Genomic DNA, 20,452 nt, shown 5'->3' with positions numbered 1-20,452 from the left:
CATTTTCCGGCTGCCGTAGCCTGGAGGCACTGCCGTATCTGCCCTTGCAGAATGACGCATCTGCCTATTTACCGGCGATATGTTCTTGCGCATACTGCCTTTGTGCATCAACTGGCGGAATCGGGCGGCGACCTTTTCCTGGTCCTTCTTATTTCAGTCGCCATCGTGCTGTGGACAATAGGGATGAAACATGAAAATTACTTCGAAAATTTCACCTTGCCTTTGGTTTGATGACCAGGCCGAAGCTGCGGCCCAATTTTATACCGGCATTTTTCCTGACTCGCGAATTACCCAGATTACCCACTATCTTGGCACGAAAATGGCCGAAATCAGCGGCAAACCCGAAGGTAGCGTGCTCACTGTCGCATTTGAGCTTGCCGGCTTACCCTTCACTGCACTCAACGGCGGCCCGCTATTCAAGTTCAATGAGTCCATCTCGCTGCAGGTCCATTGCGAGTCACAGCAAGAGTTGGACAGTTACTGGACAGCATTAAACGAAGGGGGAGATCCGACTGCCCAGCAGTGCGGCTGGCTCAAAGATCGCTACGGCTTATCCTGGCAGATCGTGCCGGCTATCCTGCCTGCACTGCTAACCGATCCGGTCCGCGCCCAGGCTGTCATGGAGGCCTTGTTGACGATGAAAAGGCTGGATATTGACCAATTGCAGCAGGCCGCCGCCTCGGCCAGCGGCTGATCGGTTCGAAAACTCATGAGATATCGTCGCAATTGAGTGCAAATAAAGTACACAATAGATGAACATAATGAATGAACGAAATAGACCAATGTATTTGATGAAAGCAATAATCAACTGCAATAGACAACTGCAATAGAAACCCTTTTTTCACACAGCCCTCTTTCAAAATCACGGTGGCGCCGGTTTATAGTCAGACGAGCCACATCACACGAGAAAACATGATGAACCAGACCTCTATCGTTCCTTATCTTTTTTTCGGCGGCCGCTGCGAAGAAGCCTTGAACTTTTACAAGAATGCGATCGGCGCCCAGCTCGATACGATGATGCGTTTCAGCGAAAGTCCAGAGCCACCACCACCAGGTGCCGTTCCCCCCGATTTTGACGAAAAGATCATGCATGCCAGTTTTCGGATCGGCAGCAGTCTGGTCATGGCCTCCGATGGCTGCGGTACCGACAGCACCCGGGGTGGCTTCGCCTTGTCTGTTATTCCGGTCAACAAAGAAGAGGCAACGCAAATGTTCACCGCGCTGGCCGATGGCGGCAGCGTAACCATGCCACTGGGAGAAACCTTTTTCTCTCCGTGCTTTGGCATACTCAAAGATCGTTTTGGCCTGGAATGGATTATTGCCATGCAGCCGGCCGAGCCATTGTAATTTTCCGTGTCACCGGTGGGTTCACAGCCGCTTTACTGCTGACCGTGCCGCCCTGTACTATCATGAGCTCATGACACATGTGAAACAGGAGAACGGGATGGACAAAACCGCTTTGATCACCGGTGCAAGTCGCGGCATCGGAGCTGCGACCGCAAAATACCTCGCGGCCAGAGGCTATCGCATTTGCATTAATTATCATCGTAACGAGCAAGCCGCCGAAGCGCTGGTCGCAGATATCAAGGCGCAATTTCAAGTACCGTGCATCGCCATTGGTGCAGACGTATCCGAAGAAACGCAGGTTATGAGGCTGTTTGCAGAAATGGACGAACTGCTCGGCCCGGTCACTCATCTGGTGAATAATGTCGGTGTGTTGTTCAAGCAAATGCAAGTGACCGAGATGGATGCCGAGCGTATCAATAAGATGCTCACCACCAATGTGACCAGCTATTTCTTATGCAGCAGAGAAGCCGTCAAGCGCATGGCATCGGGCGGCGCGATTGTCAACGTCTCGTCGGTAGCCTCGCGCACCGGTTCCCCTGGCGAATACGTGGATTATGCAGCCTCCAAAGGTGCCGTGGATGTATTTACCCGTGACCTATCGCTGGAACTGGCTCCCCGGGGGATCCGTGTCAACTGTGTTCGACCCGGCTTTATCTATACCGATATTCATGCTGACGCAGGCGAACCCGGCCGGGTGGATCGCATCAGCAGCCAGATCCCCATGTTGCGTGGCGGCCAGCCCGAAGAGGTCGCTTCAGCCATTGCCTGGCTGCTTTCCGAAGACGCGTCATATGTCACCGGATCATTTATTGATCTGGCGGGCGGACGCTAGTCATGCGCCACTTTCATTCAATATAACAATCGTGTTACCGTATGGTATCCGGGCAGGTCTGCCACAACCAACGAGCATTGCATCTTGCAACGTGCTAATCAATAAATGACACGCTACATATAGCAATTGTCATCAGAAGTGTTGTCGCTGCCTGCCCGTGACTCACTTATCGAACAAGGAGGTAGCGTAGTGTTTGAACGGTTCGCGACAGGGTCGCAGAAATACAGGCCAAGGGATGCGAGTGCCATTGGACGATTGCCCACGTTCTTCTTCAGTTTGCTACTCCCCCTTTTTTTGTTCGCCGCAGTACTGCTGTTTGCCAATACCGCCAGTGCCCAAATCCTGCCTGCTACCGAAACCGACGCGACGCCGGCCTCATCGGCACAGCTGGCCGACTTGCTGGAAAACGAAAAGACTCGTAATCAACTTATTGAGCAACTGCGGGCACAAGCGCCATCTGCAAATACCGCAAGCGCCGCGCAAGACGCATCTGCAGTCGACACCCCCGACAACTCCTTGCCCCGGCGGGTCGCCGACAGTACCCAGTTTTTCCTGACCAAGCTACTCAATGACATGGGCGACGCCGCAGCAGCGATCAGCGCCGTGGCGCGCGGCGAAAGTACAGGTGCCGACATGGCAGGCTGGAAGTCAGCGTTGCTCAATTTTGCCATGGTCATTGGCGCGACGATTATCGCCTTTATCTTATTGCGTTTACTGGCGGCGCGTGCCTTTGCGATTATCAACCGCTGGGCGGGGCAGCCCCCTGCCGTAGAAAGGCGATCGCGCCTTGCGCGCCCGGCAACATTGCGTAAAATTGCAGCCGTCATCGCGGCGCTCATTGTCGATGTAGTTGCCATCGTGCTGGCGGCTGTTGTCGGCTATAGTGTTGCACTGGCGGTAGCGGGCCCCGGTGCAGCAGTGGGCACTTTCGAATCACTCTTTGTCAATGCATTTATCGCTGTCGAAATCGCCAAGTCGCTGGTTCGCATGGTATTTGCGACACGTTTCCCGCAATTGCGACTGTTTGTCATGGACGACGAGGTCGCTGTATATTGGAACGGCTGGCTTTGCAGTCTGATCGGCATCATTGGGTACGGCCTGCTGGTTGTGGTGCCGGTCATTACCGCGCTGTTTACCCCCGCGCTGGGTAATCTGGTCGGCCTGCTCATTATGCTTGGTATGTATATCTACGCCGTGCGGGTCGTGTGGAATAATCGATTGCTGATACGTGAACGTGTTGTGAAACGCGCCAATCAGACGTCCACCGGTTTTTTTGCAACCTTGTTGCGTCTGCTCGCCCGTGTCTGGCATATTCTGGCCATAATTTATTTCACCGTCCTGCTTGTCGTCAGTCAGGTTGACCCGGTCGATGCCCTGCCGTTCATGGCTCGGGCCACAATCCAGAGCATTGTGGCAATTGTCGCGGGGTTGCTGATCTCGGCCATCCTGACCGCCGTCCTGAGCCATCCGATTCGGTTATCTGACGAGATGCGCAGCAGGTTGCCGCTACTGGAAGCACGGATCAACTCGTATGTGCCGGCGACCGTTAAAGGACTACGCCTGATCACGCTTGTCATCGTACTGCTGTTTGTACTGGATGCGTGGCATGCTTTTGACCTTTCTGCCTGGGTCATGTCCGAGCCCGGTCGCGCAACCATAAGCGTCGCAGTACATGTGGCTATTATCCTGCTTGTTGCGGCGCTGGCATGGACGGTTATTGCGAGCATCATCGAAAGCAGGCTCAGCGGCACCGGCAACCGGGCGCCAAGCGCGCGCGAAAAAACGCTGCTGTCGCTGTTTCGCAATGCGGCCCTGATTGTGATCGTCACGATGACGATCCTGATACTGCTCTCGCAAATCGGCATTAATATCGGCCCGCTGATTGCTGGCGCTGGTGTGGTCGGCCTGGCGATTGGGTTTGGCGCGCAAAAGCTGGTGCAGGACATTATCACGGGCATTTTCATTCAGCTGGAAAACGGCATGAACGTTAATGACGTGGTCGAGGCCGGAGGCGTTTTCGGCACCGTGGAGAAAATGACCATCCGCTCAGTAGGCATCCGTACCATGGACGGCGGCTATCACCTGATTCCGTTCTCGTCGGTCGACGTTGTAGCTAACCACATGCGTGATTTCTCCTATCACATGGGCGAATACACCGTCGCACACAGGGAAAATGTGGACGACGCCATCGAGCATCTGCGCGCCGCCTTTGCCGAATTGATGCACGATGAAATCCTGTCGCCCGAAATTCTGGAAGAAATCACGATTCCTGGTGTGACTGCGATTAATGAGCGCGGCGTCACCATCCGGGTGTTGATCAAAACCACGCCTGGCATGCAATGGGCAGTGCAACGCGGTTATAACCGCCTAGTCAAAAAACACTTCAATGCGGCCAATATCGAGCTGCCTTATCCGCATACCGTGATTTATTTTGGTCAGGACAAGGATGGCAACGCGCCCCCGGCGAAAGTCGATCTGGGGCGTCAGGCCGACCGCGAAACACCGCCGAAAGGCAAGGCACCGGCGGCCGGGCATACGCCGCGCCCGCTGGCGCCGCGCCGTGGCGGCTCTGAAGATGTACTGGGCAATGAGCTGGAGCAACGCGTACCGGACGAAGAGGAGAGTAACGCTGCAGAGGACCTGCCACGTCCTGATTCGGTCTCTTGAGCCGATAGCGGCTATCTTTGACTGCCGTGACGACGCGGGCCGCGAATCGCTTTTTTGTGGCCCCGCTACGGCCTTGGCGCGCAGGCTTGCGCAGCCGGGCGCGGTATCAGGTGTAATGCACGCAGATCCGGTTGTTCTGCCACTCATGCACCACCACATCCAGCCCGTACAAGTCCTTCAGTACCGGCGGCTGGATAAACGCTTGCGGTGGTCCCTGGTGCAGCACCCTGCCGTTGCGCATGCCGATAATCATATCTGAATAGCAGGACGCAAAGTTGATATCGTGCAGCACCAGAACGACCGTCTTGCGCAGTTCGTCGGCAGCTCGCCGCACCACCTTCATGATATCCACGGCGTTTTTCATGTCCAGACTGTTCAACGGCTCATCCAGCAATACGTATTCAGTATCCTGGCATAACACCATTGCAATAAAGGCGCGCTGACGCTGCCCGCCGGAGAGCTCGTCAAGAAAGCGTTGCTCCAGTCCCTGAAGATTCAGATAAGCAATAGCCCGTTCAATGTGACTGCGATCCTGTACCGTCAGACGTCCATGCGTATGCGGATATCTGCCAAACGCCACCACATCCTGTACGGTCAGCCGCAAGGGAAGATGATTGTCCTGGCGCAGAATGGACAGATGCCGGGCCAGTTCGGCCGTATCGGTTCGCGTGATATCCAGCCCGCCCACCTGAACGGTACCGGCAGACATCGGCAGAAGACGACTGATCATTCCCAGCAATGTGGATTTACCTGCGCCATTGGGACCGACAATGGAAGTGACGCCCCCTTGCGCAATTTCAATTGAAACATCATCGACCACGCGCAGCGTTGCGTAGTCTTTGGTGACACCATTGACCTTTATCATCGTTGTCCCTTGCGCACGATCAGCGCGATAAACATCAGTCCTCCGGCAAACTCAATCACCACGCTGACGGTGGTATTTAAGGCCAGGCCATGCTCCAGCACGGTCTGGCCGCCTACCAATGCAATAATTCCCAGCAGCACCGCAGCCGGTACCGTATATTTATGCCTGTCGGTCTGCATAATCATGTATGCCAGATTGCTGACCAACAATCCGAAGAACGTCACGGGGCCCACCAGCGCCGTTGATACCGACACCATGACGGCGATCAGCACAAGCGTGAGCCAAAGCGTTTTGCGGTAATGGATCCCCAGGTTGATCGCCACCTCGCGTCCGAGCGAAAGCACATCATAGGCCTGGCGCAATCGCCAGCCGATCACTGCGGCCAGCCCTACCATAACGGTCGATGCCAGCAACAGATTGGTGCGGATAGAATTGAAGCTGGCGAACATTTTGTCCTGCAGGAACAGAAACTCGTTAGGATCAATCATCCTGACCATCAGTCCCGACAGGCTGCGAAATAGCAATCCGAATACGATCCCCACCAGCAGGAGCAGATGCAGGCTATGCGATGCCCCAGAGAAAATCCACTGGAACAGCAGGCATGCAAAGACAGTCATGACGCAAACTTCGAACACGAACTTGCCCGTCATGCCCCACTGGCTGCCCGTGGTCAGGCCGAACCAGAAAATCACGATAGCCTGGATCAGGGTGTACAGGGCATCGAATCCCATGATGGAAGGCGTCAGGATACGGTTATGCGTGATCGTCTGAAACAGCACGGACGATACTGCAACGGCAAACGCCACCAGTAACATCGCGGCCAGCTTTCCGGCGCGAAACGACAGCACGAAATCCCAGTGTCCGTTGGCCCCCAGGGTCATGAAGGCAAGCACCGACAGCAGCGCCAGAAAGCCAAGGATATAAAGTCGGGAAGCAGGTGTCAGCTTAACCAAAACGCGACCGCCGGTTCAGAAGAAGATACAGGAACAAACCACTGCCGACCACGCCCACCACAGTACCGATAGGAATTTCATGCGGATAAATAATCAGGCGGCCGACAATATCGCAGGCCAGCACGAACAAGGCGCCCAGAAAGGCCACCCAGGGCAGCGAGCGACGCATATTGTCGCCAAATAGCAGACTGACCACATTGGGGACCAGCAGGCCCAGGAATGGAATACCGCCTGCCGTTACCACGACGACAGCACTGATGGCAGAAACGATCACCATGCCCACGAACATCAGGCGCTTATAATTGAGCCCGAGATTGGTCGTGAACTGATCGCCCATGCCCAGCACCGTAAAGCGATCGGCAGCAAAATAGGCTGTGCAGGAGAGCGCGAAAGCCACCCATAACAGTTCATATCGACCGCGCAGAACGCCGGAAAAATCGCCCATTGTCCACGTATGCAGCGCCTGCAGCAGATCATGCTGATAAGCAAAGAACGTGGTGACGGACTGTATGACCCCGCCCAGGACCAGCCCCACGACCGGGACCAGAAAGGCCGAACGCAGGGGGATGCGTCGCAGGATCAGCAAAAACAGGCAGGTGCCCGCCAGCGCAAACAGCGATGCCACCAGCATTTTGCCCAATACAGGTATACCTGGCGCCAGCAAGGTGACCGCCAGAATGCCCATTGTGGCAGACTCAACGGTCCCGGCTGTGGACGGTTCAACAAACCGGTTGCGCACCAGCATTTGCATGATCAGGCCTGCGACGGCCAGTGATGTGCCAGCCAGCACCAATGCGATCGCGCGCGGCAAGCGGCTGATCAGCAGCAATTGCCAGGCTTCGCTATCGAAGCGCAGCAATGCGGTAACCGACATGTCGCCCGCGCCCAGAAACAGGCTGAGCAGAAACAAAGAGCACAAAAGCAATAGCAGTATGCCGGTCAATACCGGCCCGACCCGCCTGTCGCTTCTGCGCTCCTGGGCGTAACCGCTCATAAAAGACCCACAATGGCGTCAACGATCAATGACGCGGCCGCCTGCGACTGTCCCATGCTACTGCTGGCCGTCCAGCGCTTTAGACAGTTGGTCCACATTCTGTTGCATGGCAGTCAGGCCGGCGCTACCCAGCAAGTACCAATCCATGGCGTTCAGATATACGATCTGCTTCTTTTTCCATGCGGTGGTTTTATGAATCAGCTCGTTATCGAGCAACTTGCTGGCGGCTACGCCTTCACGGCCGATCGCGCCATCCCGGTCAATCACAAAAAGCCACTGTGGATCGGTCTTATGAATGAATTCAAAGGACACCGCCTGTCCGTGATTGGAGGTAGACAGATTCGGGGCCGCAGCGGCAAAGCCGAAGGCGTCATGCAGAATGCCAAAGCGGGAACCCGGACCGTAGGCACTGATTTTGCCGCCTGTGGTCAGAATAATCAGTCCCGAACCGGCCTTACCGGCCTTTTCTTTAAGCGCCGCAATGGACTTGTCCAGTTTGGCAAGCTGTTCGGTCGCCATGTCCTGTTTATTGAATACCTCGGCCAGTTTCAACGTGTTCTTTTTGACGCTGCCCAGCAGATCTTTGGTGTCCACGGTCATATCAATGGTCGGCGCCAGTTTGCTCAGGTCGGCGTACTTGGGGGCCGAACGTCCACCGACGATAATGAGGTCTGGAGTCAGGGCATTGACGGCTTCGTAATTGGGCTCAAACAGCGAGCCGACCTTGGGCACCGATTTTTCTGCATAGGCAGCCAGCTGATTGACATACTTGGCCTCTGGCACGGCAGAAGCCTCCACACCCAGCGCATGCATGGTATCGAGCGACGCCAGATCAAAGACGACGGTTTTCTTTGGCTCGGCTTCAATGGCGGTTTTCCCGCTCGCATGATCAACGGTTAACGGAAAAGCGTGCGACTGTGACGACACAACGGCAGCCAGCGCCATGACGCCTCCTAACAACCCGCGACGAACTTGAGACTTCCAAAATTGCATGAAAAATGACTCCGCTTCAGCTTCTAACTGTAAAAGGTTAATCCCAACAGCGCATGGCGGTGCTGCAACACGGCACAGATATACCGTATAAAACCCGCGCCAGCAGGGTACGCGCTACCTGCATTAATGCTGCAACTGACACGAGTACGTCAGCGGCGCCCAGGGCAGGCTGCCCGATGGTAACGAAATGATTGATTTGACAACAGAAAATTGTAGCATAACTGCTAATAAGATGTATTCTTGTTCATCCTTATTTTATTGTCAATTGCGTACAAGCGAGGTCCATCGAGGGGAACCATATCAGCACGGGGCCGCCGGGTTGAAGCCGCCGGATGTCTCGCAGCCCGGCCAGGCAACGGTCACGCAGCGCTGCCTGGCCGGGCGGGCGGTCAGAACATCATGACCGGCGAACTGTCCCGCTTATTTTTGCAAGTGCCGCGCAATGGCATCCAGCGACCGCTGCTGGGCTTGTTCGTACAAGGCAAATTCATCGTTGACTGCGGCACCCAGCGCTTCTTCAAATGCCGCACGGGCCGCACTGGCCTTGTAGCTCTTCTGATCATCGCCGCCCAGATTGGACTGGAAAATACCGGCGGCACTGACGGGCAGAAAATCTTCGTAAATAATGGGTTCGGCATGCACAAGGCCACCGTCGATCAAGGCATTGATATCACCGGTGGTGCCCGCCAGGGCTTGTGCGGCGGTAAGTCCTTTTTGTGTCAGACTGTAGCGGAAATAGCCCAGACCGTTTTTGCGGATCGTCGGCAGGTCATCAGGAAACTCGCTGAACGCGCTTTCCAGCCGCTGCTCATACGTGTCGCCTCCCTGCTGCCCTGACTGCCGAGCACGCAACAGCAACTGGTCATACAGCTCGCGTCCCTTAGGCGTCAGCGCCAGTCCTCGCTGTTCAATTTCGCCAAAGCGCGCCGTATGGGCGCCAACCGCCTTCTGCGCCCCGGAACCAAACGTCACATTTTCCTGCAGCGCCTTAAAGCTGGTCTGGCGCAACAGGATCGGGTGACGACGGCCTGGCGGCCCCTCTATCGATTCTTTGGCCGGAATATTACGACGGACCATTTCCTTTTGAGCCGCGTCAATCTCCAGCGTGCGTGGCGTCAGGTGATTGATATGCGGACCCTTGAAGCAAACCACATCTGCAATCAACCGGTGAGCGGCCAACAGCTGATTGTAGGTTTCAATACTGACCGTTGCCTCGCTGTGCCAGCGGAAGATATCAGTCGCTTCTCTTACGAACTCGTCAGCGTCAGTCGTGTTTAACCCACCTTCAGTTTCAAACTGTTCTGTAAGCTGCAGCACACGAGGACCAAAAATGGAACGCTTCTGTAAAATCTCGGCGGCCTTGGCGCGCAGGGCTTCATCATCAATCAACTCCAGGCGCAGCAAAGACGTGAATACACGAAATGGATTGGCAGCCAGCGACGCGTCACTCAGAGGCCGAAAAGCTGTCGCATGAACCGGCACTCCGGCCACCGACAGATCGTAATAACCAACGGGGTACAGCCCCATGACGGAAAAAACCCGTCGAATGCCAGCCAGCTCGGCGGCCGTGCCCAGACGAATCGCGCCATGTCGCTCCAGGTTCAGGCGCTGGATTTCACCCGACTCATTCAATTGCGTCTGCAATTGCGGATCGGCCCCAAGCGTCTGCGCATTCACGTCGGCGACCAGCTCAAGCAGATCGCGATAAAGCGGCACTTCCAGGCCGTACATATCGGACATGGCCGTTGAAAATCGGGTGCGGATTTCGTCGGTAGAGACGAAACGATTATTTTCCATAACAGGTGTACTCTTTCAATTTCAGTTGGGACAAATATAAAAACAGGGATATCAACCCTATCCGGGCCATGAAATAGGTTGTTCGGGATTTTTCGGATGGGGCCGGATGGGCCGCATGAGAACATGCAAAATGTGACCATAAAGTCACTTTTTAGTATAGCCCAATCAAACTGCCGGCCGGTACTGTTTTTCTCTTGTAGAATGGGTTATCGGCATCACTGATGCAGTTTTCATACACTCTGGATTTTTATGTCCCGTCGTCAGCAAACAGAACAGCAGATTCTCCAGGCTCTGGAAGCGCAAATCCGCGAAGCCGGCATGGGAGGCATTGGGGTCAACGCCATCGCGCGCCGCGCAGGTGTGAGCAAAGAACTGATTTATCGCTACTTCAACGGCCTGGACGGACTGCTCTTGACATGGATGCAGGAGCAGGATTTCTGGACCGGCCATAGCGGCATGCTGGGAAACGACGAATCCAGTGCCCAGACGCCTCAACAGCTTGTGCTGTCCATGTTGCGGGCCCAGGTGGATGCGCTGGCCGGCAACGACACCTTGCGCGAAGTTCGCCGCTGGGAACTGGTGGAACTCAATGAGGTCACGTCAAAGCTTGCCCAGCGACGGGAAAAGGCGGCCCGTGCTTTCATCGATCGCGTCGATGGCCTAGCGCCGCAAATTGATATGCCTGCGACCGTGAGCATCATGCTTGCCGGTGTGCTTTATTTGATGCTACGCGCCAAGACCGAAAGCCGCTTCCTGGGCGTCCCTATAAGAACGGAAGAAGGCTGGGAGCGCATTTTCAGCGCTCTGCAAACCATGACCGAGGCATTTCCACAGACGCTGCGCGAACAATCGCTGGATGAACTGGAATCACAACGCTGCCCCACTCCCCCGCAATAACGACTGTGATAGCGGACGACCGCACCAGTTACGCCCGGGCGGTTTGCAGATAGATATTGGGCGGGATGCCAAGCGCCCGACGGAACATGGCACTGAACGCGCTTGGACTGTGATAGCCCAGCTCCCGTGCAATTGTCGCAATAGACTGCCCCATCGATAGCCTGCATACGGCGTCGGCCAGCCTGACCTGCTGCAGCCACTGGCGGTAATTCATTCCCAATTCCGACTGAAATAATCGTATCAGCGTACGCTCGCTGGCGCCGACCGCATCAGCCCATGCCCCAAGCGGGCGATTCAGCCCGGGCTGATCCATGATAGCGGTACAGATCGATATCAGCCGACGGTCCCTGGGCCACGGAATCCGGGTAGCCACCGTTTGCGCTGACGGCAGTTCCGACAGAATCAGCGCGGCAATTCGGCCGCCCCGTTCGTTCTGCGAATAAATGACCGGCTCCGCGGTCAGGCTCAGAATCAACTCGCGCATAAGATTGCTGACCTCGATGACCTGGCAATCGGCCCACAACGCACGTGCGGCGTTCGCGTCAACATAAAGGGTACGCATATCCACATGGGACACAGCCATAGTGGTGTGCGGGACATTGGGCGGGACCCACAAGGCACGCAGCGGCGGGAGCAGCCAGTAACCTTTGTCGGTGCTTACGCGGATCACCCCACGCGAGGCAAAAAGCAATTGCGCACGCCGATGCGAATGAACGGCCGTTCTCGTGCCAAGGGCAAACTCCTTGGACATGGCTGCCACTGCAGGGGCAATGTCCTGGTAATCTTCTGCGTTGATACTTCTGCGAAGTTGGGCGCTCACTGTCACTTTCTCGACGAAAATTGGCACTTTCAATAATTCTAGCACGGCTACACTTATCGATTGCGAATGTCATATATATGTTGAATGCAATGTCGATAGAATCCACCGCCATACGCCCCTCCCAGCCAGAAAACAGCACTGCCTTCAAGGTGCTTGGCGCGATCAGTGTCGCCCATATGATGAACGACATGATCCAGTCGATCCTGCTGGCCATTTATCCGATGCTCAAGGACGACTTCAGCCTCAGTTTTGCTCAAATCGGCCTGATCACGCTGGTCTATCAGATCACGGCGTCACTATTGCAGCCGCTTATCGGCCATTACACCGATAAACACCCGCAGCCCTATTCGCTGACGATAGGCATGGGCTCAACACTGCTGGGCCTGTTACTGTTGTCGGTCGCTCCTTCCTTTCCGTTTCTGCTGCTGGCCGCCGTTCTGGTGGGAACCGGATCATCGATATTTCATCCGGAATCCTCGCGCATTGCCCGCATGGCCTCGGGCGGGCAACATGGACTGGCGCAATCTTTGTTTCAGGTAGGCGGTAATGTTGGCTCCGCCCTGGGGCCCCTGTTTGCTGCGCTGATCATCCTGCCTCGTGGTCAGGGTAGTGTTGCCTGGTTTTCACTGGCCGCCCTATTGGCCATGGTGGTGCTGCTGCAGATCGGACGCTGGTATGAGCGCAACCGGGGTCTGCTTGTCCTGCGCACCAAACGCTCGGCTAACGCGATTGTACTGCCGCGCAATAAAATCATCGCGGCTCTGGCTGTCCTGGGCGTGCTGATTTTCTCAAAATATTTCTACATGGCTTCCATGAGCAGCTACCTGACGTTTTATCTGATGGAGAAATTTTCCCTGTCGATACGTACGTCCCAGCTTTATTTATTCATTTTTCTTGCTGCCGTCGCTGTCGGCACCATCGCAGGTGGGCCGATCGGCGATCGCATCGGCCGCAAGCGGGTCATTTGGGCGTCCATTCTGGGTGTCGCCCCCTTTACCCTGTTGCTGCCGCACGCCAATCTGTTCTGGACCGGCATCCTCATTGTCGTTATCGGTCTGATCCTGGCATCGGCGTTTTCCGCCATTGTCGTCTATGCCCAGGAACTGGTGCCCGGTAAAACCGGCATGATTGCCGGTCTGTTCTTCGGCTTCGCGTTTGGCATGGGCGGCGTCGGTGCAGCAGCGTTGGGACATCTGGCCGACACCACAAGCATTTCCTATGTGTATAGCGTTTGCGCCTATCTGCCACTACTGGGTATTGTCGCCGCACTGTTGCCGGATACGGAAATCAAGCCCGTACCAGCAGGAACGCCGACTTGATTGCCATGGGGTTACTCCTTGGCTGCGGCGGGTTGCATCCCTGACGTTCCGGTCCATACAGTCCGGATCAGTGAAATCAGCGCTACAACAATCGGATCGACAATATTGTTCTGTGATGCAACAAATCCAAGCGTGGCATCAAGCTGGGTGTGCCCCCAGACGGTAAATTCGCGGCGCCCCGCTCCGGCGATGGCAATATCCTCCCGGATCAACGCGCAGCCCGCACCGGCACGCACCAATACGTCTGCATTGGCCATGTCCGCGTTCTGCATCACAATCCTGGGCGCCAGGCCATATCGCTCAAACAGCGCACGCAACATCAGATGGGTATGCGAGCCGGGACTGCCATCCAGCCAAGGCAACTGGGCCAACTCTTTCCATCCCGCATGCCTGAGATCCTCGGCCATCTCATTGGGCATCACAATACGATAGCGTACCGTCCTGAGCGCCATCCAGAAAAGATCCGGCAAGGGGTGCGTCGCGATGACCATCGCCATCATCAGCTTGCCTGACCGGATTTGCTCTATCAGTTCTTCCGATGGTTGAATGACCGTTTTGAGTTCAATCAGCGGCAGCGAACCCACAACCGCAGACACCAATTCACCAAGCCTGAGAAACTGTGCCTGCTCTCCGGGAATGCCCAGTACCATTTCGCCTTGCAGCTCTCCCTGGAACTGTTGCGCCTGGGATTTGAGTTGCACGCTGGTATTGAGCAATTGCTCAGCGGTCGGAAACAAACGGCTCCCGGCCTTGGAAAGCACCAGCTTGCCGGACGTGCGTTCAAACAACGCCACGCCCAAATCCTGCTCCAGCGCCTTGATCTGACCGGAAACCGCAGGCTGCGTCAGGAACAATGCCTCGGCCGCACGGGTCAGGTTGCCCAGGCGGGCAACCGTCACAAACGCGCGAATCTGATATATCTCCATTGTTCTCAGGCTGACAGCAGACGAATCTGGGACGGTTCCAGCCCTAGCGCTACGGGTGTGCCGATCTGAAACTGGCTTAGTCCGGCAAAATGCGACTGGTCAGCGGTCACGCGCTGCTCTCCTACCCGCACGGCATAGCGGACAAACTCCCCCAGAAACTCGCGCTCCTCAACAACGCCTGGCAGCCAGAGATAATGTGCATCGGCATTGCCGCCGGCGGCATCAATCCGCACTGAATGCGGCCGGAAGCTGGCAGCAAGGCGATCTCCTTCCGGGATATCGTCATGGACAGGAATCGCCAGGTCGCCAACCCCTTCGACACTCAGGGTCACACCGGAGTAATTGCGCGCCCGCACGGCCCCTTCGAGCACATTCATCGTTCCCACGAAGTTGGCAACAAACCGGTTAGCCGGAAAATCGAACAGTGTCGCCGGACTACCTGTCTGTTGAACAACCCCTTTGTCCAGCACCGCCATTCTGTCGGCGGTTGTCATGGCCTCCTCCTGGTCATGTGTCACAAAAATTGTGGTAATACCCAACCGTCGCTGCAGGGAGAGCAACTCGCGCCGCATTTGTACCCGCAGTTTCTTATCCAGATTGGACAACGGTTCGTCCAGAAGCAACACCTGTGGCTCAATCACAATAGTCCGCGCCAGGGCTACTCGCTGCTGTTGCCCCCCGGACAATTCATTGGGCCTGCGTCTTGCAAACGTGGACAGGCTTACCAGCGCCAGCGCAGCTTCAACCCGTTCGCGGATTTCGGCTTTTGGCAGTTTACGCTCAACCAGACCGAAAGCGACGTTATCCCACACCGTCATGTGCGGCCATAGCGCATAGCTCTGGAACACCATGCCGATATTGCGCCTGTGCGGAGGAATCGTACTAATGTCCTTTCCGTCAACCAGAAGCTGGCCGGCATTGTGCTGATTGAACCCGGCGATCAGCCTGAGCAAAGTTGATTTGCCCGAGCCTGAAGGTCCGAGCAAGGCGAAGAACTCACCAGGTTCGATCAATATGTTGATATTTTTGAGTACTTCCGTATTGCCATAGGACAAGCGGATATCCCGGCATTCAACACTGACTTTCTTCATCTTTTCATTCCTGTTCGATTGCATGTAGCGAACGCGTACGCCGCGAGGCACGCTCTACAATTAAATGCGAGGCATAGGTGCCTATGGCGACAACCACGATGGCAAGTACACCCAGCGCTGCGCCGGGGCCTCTGCCGGATGCACTCTGCATAAACAGATAAATGCCATAGCTCATTGGCGCATCGCTATCGCGACTGACCAGCATGATGGTTGCCGACAATTCTACCGCCGCAGTAATAAAACTGGTCACAAAGCCCGCCAGCATTCCTCCGGCCATCAGCGGCACCACGACCCGACGAATGATGCGGTGCCGCCTTGCGCCGACCGACGCGGCAGCTTCTTCAAGTGACACGTTGATCTGCTGCAAGGCAGCCACGCAGGCCCGCAGCGCATATGGCAACCGTCGTACCGAATAGGCCAGCATAATGACAATCCAGGTCGATGTCAGTACCGTATCGGTGCCAGGAAGCTCCACGCCACGAAAGGTGCGCAAATAACCAATGGCCAGCACAATGCCAGGAACGGCGAGCGCAGCGGATGCCAGCCAGTCCAGCCAGCGCCGGGCTGGGATGCGTGTTCTGAAAATCAGATAAGCAATCGCGGTTCCGAGAATGACATCAATCCCCGCCGCCAGGCCGCAGTACAGCAGGGTATTGACCATCATGTCATTCGAATTGCTGAAGACCTCTGCGTAGTGACTCAGCGTGTAGCCGTCAGGTAAAGGCGCATAACTCCATACCGTGGCAAACGAAAGCAACAGGACACCAATGTGCGGCGACAGCACCAGCAATAGCACAAGTGCAATCCAGGCATAGGCCAGCACACTTTCCCAACGTCCCAGTTTGCGCTGCTGGATCGAGCTGCCGCCCTTTTGAAGGGTGGAATAATCTTTATTGCGCAGGACACCAGCCGACAACCACAAGGCGAGGATGGAAAAAACAATCATCAGGACGCTGATCACGTATCCCAGCGGATCGTCAATACCCACCTGGGTGATGCGCAGATATGCCTGTGGCGCCAGCATATTGGTAATACCGAGCACCAGCGGCGTGCCCAGATCGTCAAAAACCTTGACAAATACCAGCGAGGCGCCAGCCACATAGCCGGGCAATGCCAGCGGGAAAATAATCCGCCGGAACAGTCGCCAGCCACGAGAACCCAGATTGAGCGCAGCCTCTTCCATGGCGCCGTCGATATTGCGCATCGCCACGGTCAGATTCAGAAGAATGAAGGGGAAGTAATGCAGGGACTCAACGAAAATCACGCCATTGAGCCCATCCATGATGGGGATTGAGACGTCAAACCAGTCCTGCAACAGCAAATTGACGGTACCCGACGTTCCAAACAGAAGTTGCAGCGCTACCGCACCGACAAACGGCGGCATGATAAGTGGCAACACACCCAATGTCTGGATGATCAATGCCCCACGAAACCGAAAGCGTACGGTCAGATACGCCAATGGAATAGCAATCAGCGAAGCAAAAACCACTGACATAACCGAAACATACAGACTATTGAAGAAGGATTCTTTCAATAAAGGCTGCTGAAAGAATGAGCCAAAATGACCCATTGTGAAGCTGCCATCGGCATTGGAGAATGCCGTATAAAAGACATTTCCTACCGGAACGGCCAGAAACAGCAACAGGAACCCGAGCACGCCCAGCGCCACCAGCGTCAGACCCGGGGGAAATTTCATATTATGTGTCGACATAAATCCATCGTCCGCCAGCCATCCGAAAGCATTCCGGATGGCTCATTGTTCAAATCCAGCATGCGTCTTACGATGAGGCAGCCTGCCTGGCCAGCTCTGTCGCCTTGCGATAGTTGGCTTCGGCTTCACTGTTCCACTGACCCTGCAGTTTGGATAAAGCCTGGCTCACACTGGAATCTTTCTTGTCACCCTGGAAGATTTTCTGTACTGAATCGGACACGGCCTGCTTATCGCTGATCAAAGGAGCCCACGCCAGTTTTTTGGCTTCATCCAGCAAGGCCTGTCCCTTGTCGCTGGGTTTATCTGCCAACTTGCTCTGCGCATCCAGAATCGCCTTGGTCGCATTCTGCAGTTCCTTATGTCGGAACGTGATGGTTTGATCGAACAAAGACTGCACGACAAAGTACCGCTGCTGGGAGAGCTCGGTATCAAAATGGACCTTACTTTTTTCGGCCAGTACCTGTGGATCGGGATAGCCGTCTGGAATATCACTCATCTTGGCATAGGGCAATACGGGTAAACGGGAGATTTCCGGTTTCAATAGCAGAGCCTGTCCTTCTTCCGAGAGTGCAAAACGAATGAATTTTTTTCCTTCTTCGGTATTTTTCGCCGCTTTGATCAGCGCAATATTGGCCGGCACAATGGCCGTCTCGTCAGGATAGACAAACTCCACCGGAAATTTCGAAAATTTGCTTGAAAGACCAAAGAAGTCAATCACCGGCCCGGCGCCAAACTGCCCGTTGTTCACGCCATCAGGCACGCCAAAGGACCGGTCAGTCAGTGTTTTGCTATTGCCGGCCATCCTGAGGATCGTATTCCAGCCTTTATCCCATCCCTCGCCCTGAAGAATGGTTTCCACAGTCAGGTGCTGGGTGCCGGAACGCGATGGCGATGTCATGCCGACATTGCCAAACCACTCGGGCTTGAGCAGATCATCCCAACTCGCCGGCGGGGTCAGCTTCTTGACTTTCAACAACCGGGTGTTGTACATAATGCCGTAACCAGCCAACGCCTGACCATAGAACAATCCGCTGGGATCATTGATGGGAAAGCTGCCTATTTTGTCCGGGATCTCGGGATTGGCAACGTCCGATGCTTTTTCCAGCAACCCTGCCGCGCCAAGCACTTCAAACGCATCCGGGGCGCTGGCCCAGAACACCTCGGGACGCCGGCCCTCGGCTGTTTCACGAACATAGGCGATCCCTGAAACGGTATTTTTATTGAGAATCTCAAGCTTGATGTCAGGATTTGCTTTTTCGAATGCGGATTTATACGCTTGTGTCAGCTCCTTCGGAAACGAAGTAATGACGGTAACCGTCCCGGCATATGTCGTAACCGACGCGGCCATCAAAACGGCCAGCAGACTGCCCTGTCGCAATTTCATGATTGTCTCCTTGATATTATGTGTTGTCATGAATTCGTAACAATATAAGCATTGGCAGATCAGGTCTAATCATAATTTATGATGATCACCATAAATCTGCCAGTGTCTGGTCACGTTCGGCTGTTGGCGTCTTGTTGCTTTCTTTTATGTCTGCCGCCTGTCCCAATCCGGTTAACTGGGTACAATGAACTGTCTGCCGCCTGTCACAGAGGCGTGCCCCTCTTCATATACAAGGAAGCCGCTCATGAGTACTCTGCCCAAATTTGCAGCCAACGGATGGCGGCGTCTTGATAATGGTAACGTTCAACATCTGTCCGGGCTGGAGTTCGCGCCCGACGCCCATGAACGACTCAAACTGGTCGATGCCTCGCTGTCCGTTTTCATCCGGAATCTGCGACATGAAGGCGCCACAGAACAACAGGCAGAACGACTGCTGCGCAAGCTGACACAACAAGCAGCAGAACAGTTTGTCGGCCTGCATTAACGCGCATGACCAGCGTTTGTTGCCTTGATCCGCATCAAACAACAAAGCCATCTGGGCTCTTACAATCCCCAAAATGCCTGGCGTTATGCGCTAAGATACAAAAAATAATTAATCCATCAACAGAGGAGACGCTGTAATGATTAAAGTCAGTGTGATGTATCCCAACGCCCCCGGGGCGCGCTTTGACCACGATTACTACCGTGACAAGCATTTGCCCCTGGTCAAGGAGCGCATGGGCGACCGTTGCCGGTTTTACACGATAGAGCGGGGCCTCGCCGGCGGCACGCCGGATGATCCCCCAACCTATATCGGCATGTGTCATATTTTCTGTGACACGGCTGAAGACTTTCAGGCTGGATTCGGGCCGCACGCCGCCGAGATTCTGGGTGACATCCCGAACTATACCGACCTGGCTCCGATATTGCAGCTCAGTGAAGTGGTCGTGGACACGCGCAACTAGCGGCCTTGCGACCACACAGCGCGGATCAAGCGCATCAGCATCCGCAAGCCTATCGGCGCCTGCCTGCAGAGACCGAAAGCCCTGCAGCTGCGATGGCTTGACCGCTATCCAGGCGTTGCAGGCCATCGCAAATGCATTAATGATCAAATGGTAATCTTCTGTTCATGCACGACAGTCGAGGCTCCCCTTATGATTGAACTGATCTTTGCCCGACCCCCGGCATTTTTGCATGCTGATTAGCATTTCGACGTCAGCATGACGCTGGTCAGGAGAGCGCTTAGATCACGTTTGTCCCGGTCCTAATCGCACCGCCCAACGATGTCATTTAACGGAACCGGGAAGAACAGTGTGTAAGTCAGCGAGTGGCACGTTAAACAAAACCCTGACAGGCGGCACAATGATATTCCCGGGCACGGGTAACCTTCCATTGGGGCCGCCATCTTTTCTTGCACGCCGGCACACTTGCCGCGCAAAACTCTCGCGATATTCTGCGCAGTCGTTGTCGGCGCGGTCAATCATCAAACCAAACCCGGCGCCACTGTGGATATCGACCTGCTCTGGACCGTCAAGTTGTTCGGTGCCTCGCGTTTTTCGTGATGCCAGACCGTTACAAGGCCTGGTGATTGCATCAGCGATGCGCCCTGCTTCCCAACTTGTATCTATGCCGTTTGGCCGCCCCACCGGCGAGCGCCTCACGTACGCAGACGTTTACCCACTTCGATCGCGCCTGACAGAACGATACATATCGGCGCAATAAAAAAGGCAAGCGTACAAAGTAAACCACCAAGCTCAAGAACCCGATATCGCGCATGCCGCGTGCCTTTGTTATTGATACGAATCAAGGCGGCACCGCCTCGAACCGGCATATAAATGCGCCATTTCCCATTTACTGGCGCGCCAATATCTGCTCAA

19 protein-coding genes are annotated in these 20,452 nt (G+C 55.2%); 8 read left to right on the top strand and 11 right to left on the bottom strand.

The features are described from left to right. Positions 1-190: 190 nt before the first annotated feature. The 4 genes from CAP48_RS03065 to CAP48_RS03050 all read left to right on the top strand — a co-directional run bounded on the left by CAP48_RS03065 (position 191) and on the right by CAP48_RS03050 (position 4,846). Positions 191-694, top strand: coding sequence for a VOC family protein (locus tag CAP48_RS03065; protein WP_100694517.1), 504 nt, complete (start codon positions 191-193; stop codon positions 692-694). Between the two features lie 218 nt (positions 695-912). Beyond that, positions 913-1,347, top strand: a complete 435-nt coding sequence (locus CAP48_RS03060) for a VOC family protein (RefSeq protein ID WP_242444303.1) — start codon at positions 913-915, stop codon at positions 1,345-1,347. Between the two features lie 97 nt (positions 1,348-1,444). Then, positions 1,445-2,179, top strand: coding sequence for an SDR family oxidoreductase (locus CAP48_RS03055; protein WP_100694516.1), 735 nt, complete (start codon positions 1,445-1,447; stop codon positions 2,177-2,179). Positions 2,180-2,368: 189 nt separating this feature from the next. Beyond that, on the top strand, positions 2,369-4,846 hold the full coding sequence (locus CAP48_RS03050; protein WP_242444302.1) for a mechanosensitive ion channel domain-containing protein: 2,478 nt from the start codon (positions 2,369-2,371) through the stop codon (positions 4,844-4,846). A gap of 106 nt (positions 4,847-4,952) precedes the next feature. On the opposite strand, the gene CAP48_RS03045 is transcribed toward CAP48_RS03050, so the two are convergent. From CAP48_RS03045 to CAP48_RS03025, 5 genes are all read right to left on the bottom strand, one after another. Then, positions 4,953-5,711, bottom strand: a complete 759-nt coding sequence (locus tag CAP48_RS03045; RefSeq protein ID WP_100694515.1) for an ABC transporter ATP-binding protein — start codon at positions 5,709-5,711, stop codon at positions 4,953-4,955. Beyond that, complete coding sequence (locus tag CAP48_RS03040; protein ID WP_100694514.1) at positions 5,708-6,664, bottom strand: iron chelate uptake ABC transporter family permease subunit; 957 nt, start codon at positions 6,662-6,664, stop codon at positions 5,708-5,710. Before CAP48_RS03040 ends, CAP48_RS03045 begins: the two co-directional genes overlap by 4 nt. Further along, on the bottom strand, positions 6,657-7,658 hold the full coding sequence (locus CAP48_RS03035) for an ABC transporter permease (RefSeq protein WP_100694513.1): 1,002 nt from the start codon (positions 7,656-7,658) through the stop codon (positions 6,657-6,659). Before CAP48_RS03035 ends, CAP48_RS03040 begins: the two co-directional genes overlap by 8 nt. Before the next feature lie 57 nt (positions 7,659-7,715). Continuing rightward, the gene (locus CAP48_RS03030; protein ID WP_192871269.1) at positions 7,716-8,651 is read right to left on the bottom strand and encodes a siderophore ABC transporter substrate-binding protein; all 936 of its coding nucleotides are present in this window, start codon (positions 8,649-8,651) and stop codon (positions 7,716-7,718) included. A 420-nt stretch (positions 8,652-9,071) separates the two neighbouring features. After that, positions 9,072-10,448 carry a VOC family protein gene (locus tag CAP48_RS03025; RefSeq protein WP_100694511.1) on the bottom strand — a complete coding sequence of 459 codons (1,377 nt, stop codon included), beginning with the start codon at positions 10,446-10,448 and terminating at the stop codon, positions 9,072-9,074. 249 nt (positions 10,449-10,697) lie between these two features. On the opposite strand from CAP48_RS03025, the gene CAP48_RS03020 reads away from it, so the two are divergent. Then, a complete protein-coding gene (locus CAP48_RS03020; RefSeq protein ID WP_100694510.1) occupies positions 10,698-11,345 on the top strand; it encodes a TetR/AcrR family transcriptional regulator in 648 nt (215 codons plus the stop codon). Positions 11,346-11,373: 28 nt separating this feature from the next. Here CAP48_RS03020 and CAP48_RS03015 read toward each other — a convergent pair whose 3' ends face one another. Continuing rightward, complete coding sequence (locus CAP48_RS03015; RefSeq protein WP_242444301.1) at positions 11,374-12,165, bottom strand: helix-turn-helix domain-containing protein; 792 nt, start codon at positions 12,163-12,165, stop codon at positions 11,374-11,376. Positions 12,166-12,254: 89 nt separating this feature from the next. Between CAP48_RS03015 and CAP48_RS03010 the strand changes: the two genes are divergently transcribed. Further along, a complete protein-coding gene (locus tag CAP48_RS03010; protein ID WP_242444300.1) occupies positions 12,255-13,484 on the top strand; it encodes an MFS transporter in 1,230 nt (409 codons plus the stop codon). 11 nt (positions 13,485-13,495) lie between these two features. On the opposite strand, the gene CAP48_RS03005 is transcribed toward CAP48_RS03010, so the two are convergent. From CAP48_RS03005 to CAP48_RS02990, 4 genes are all read right to left on the bottom strand, one after another. Continuing rightward, positions 13,496-14,410 carry a LysR family transcriptional regulator gene (locus tag CAP48_RS03005; RefSeq protein ID WP_100694508.1) on the bottom strand — a complete coding sequence of 305 codons (915 nt, stop codon included), beginning with the start codon at positions 14,408-14,410 and terminating at the stop codon, positions 13,496-13,498. Positions 14,411-14,415: 5 nt separating this feature from the next. Further along, positions 14,416-15,501 (bottom strand): ABC transporter ATP-binding protein, encoded by a 1,086-nt coding sequence (locus CAP48_RS03000; RefSeq protein WP_100694507.1) that lies wholly within the window; start codon positions 15,499-15,501, stop codon positions 14,416-14,418. A 4-nt stretch (positions 15,502-15,505) separates the two neighbouring features. After that, positions 15,506-17,197 (bottom strand): iron ABC transporter permease, encoded by a 1,692-nt coding sequence (locus CAP48_RS02995; protein ID WP_100694717.1) that lies wholly within the window; start codon positions 17,195-17,197, stop codon positions 15,506-15,508. 82 nt (positions 17,198-17,279) lie between these two features. Beyond that, positions 17,280-18,596 carry an ABC transporter substrate-binding protein gene (locus tag CAP48_RS02990; protein ID WP_100694506.1) on the bottom strand — a complete coding sequence of 439 codons (1,317 nt, stop codon included), beginning with the start codon at positions 18,594-18,596 and terminating at the stop codon, positions 17,280-17,282. A gap of 244 nt (positions 18,597-18,840) precedes the next feature. Here CAP48_RS02990 and CAP48_RS02985 point away from each other — a divergent pair, with 244 nt between their 5' ends. Then, the gene (locus CAP48_RS02985) at positions 18,841-19,080 is read left to right on the top strand and encodes a hypothetical protein (RefSeq protein WP_100694505.1); all 240 of its coding nucleotides are present in this window, start codon (positions 18,841-18,843) and stop codon (positions 19,078-19,080) included. A gap of 136 nt (positions 19,081-19,216) precedes the next feature. Next, positions 19,217-19,540 (top strand): EthD family reductase, encoded by a 324-nt coding sequence (locus CAP48_RS02980; protein ID WP_100694504.1) that lies wholly within the window; start codon positions 19,217-19,219, stop codon positions 19,538-19,540. A gap of 692 nt (positions 19,541-20,232) precedes the next feature. On the opposite strand, the gene CAP48_RS20180 is transcribed toward CAP48_RS02980, so the two are convergent. After that, entirely contained in the window at positions 20,233-20,382 is a 150-nt protein-coding gene (locus CAP48_RS20180; RefSeq protein WP_161495184.1) for a hypothetical protein, read from the bottom strand. Positions 20,383-20,452: the final 70 nt, after the last annotated feature.

Source organism: Advenella sp. S44 (assembly GCF_002810445.1).
GTDB lineage: Bacteria > Pseudomonadota > Gammaproteobacteria > Burkholderiales > Burkholderiaceae_B > Advenella.
This window is presented reverse-complemented; position numbering and strand designations above follow the sequence as displayed.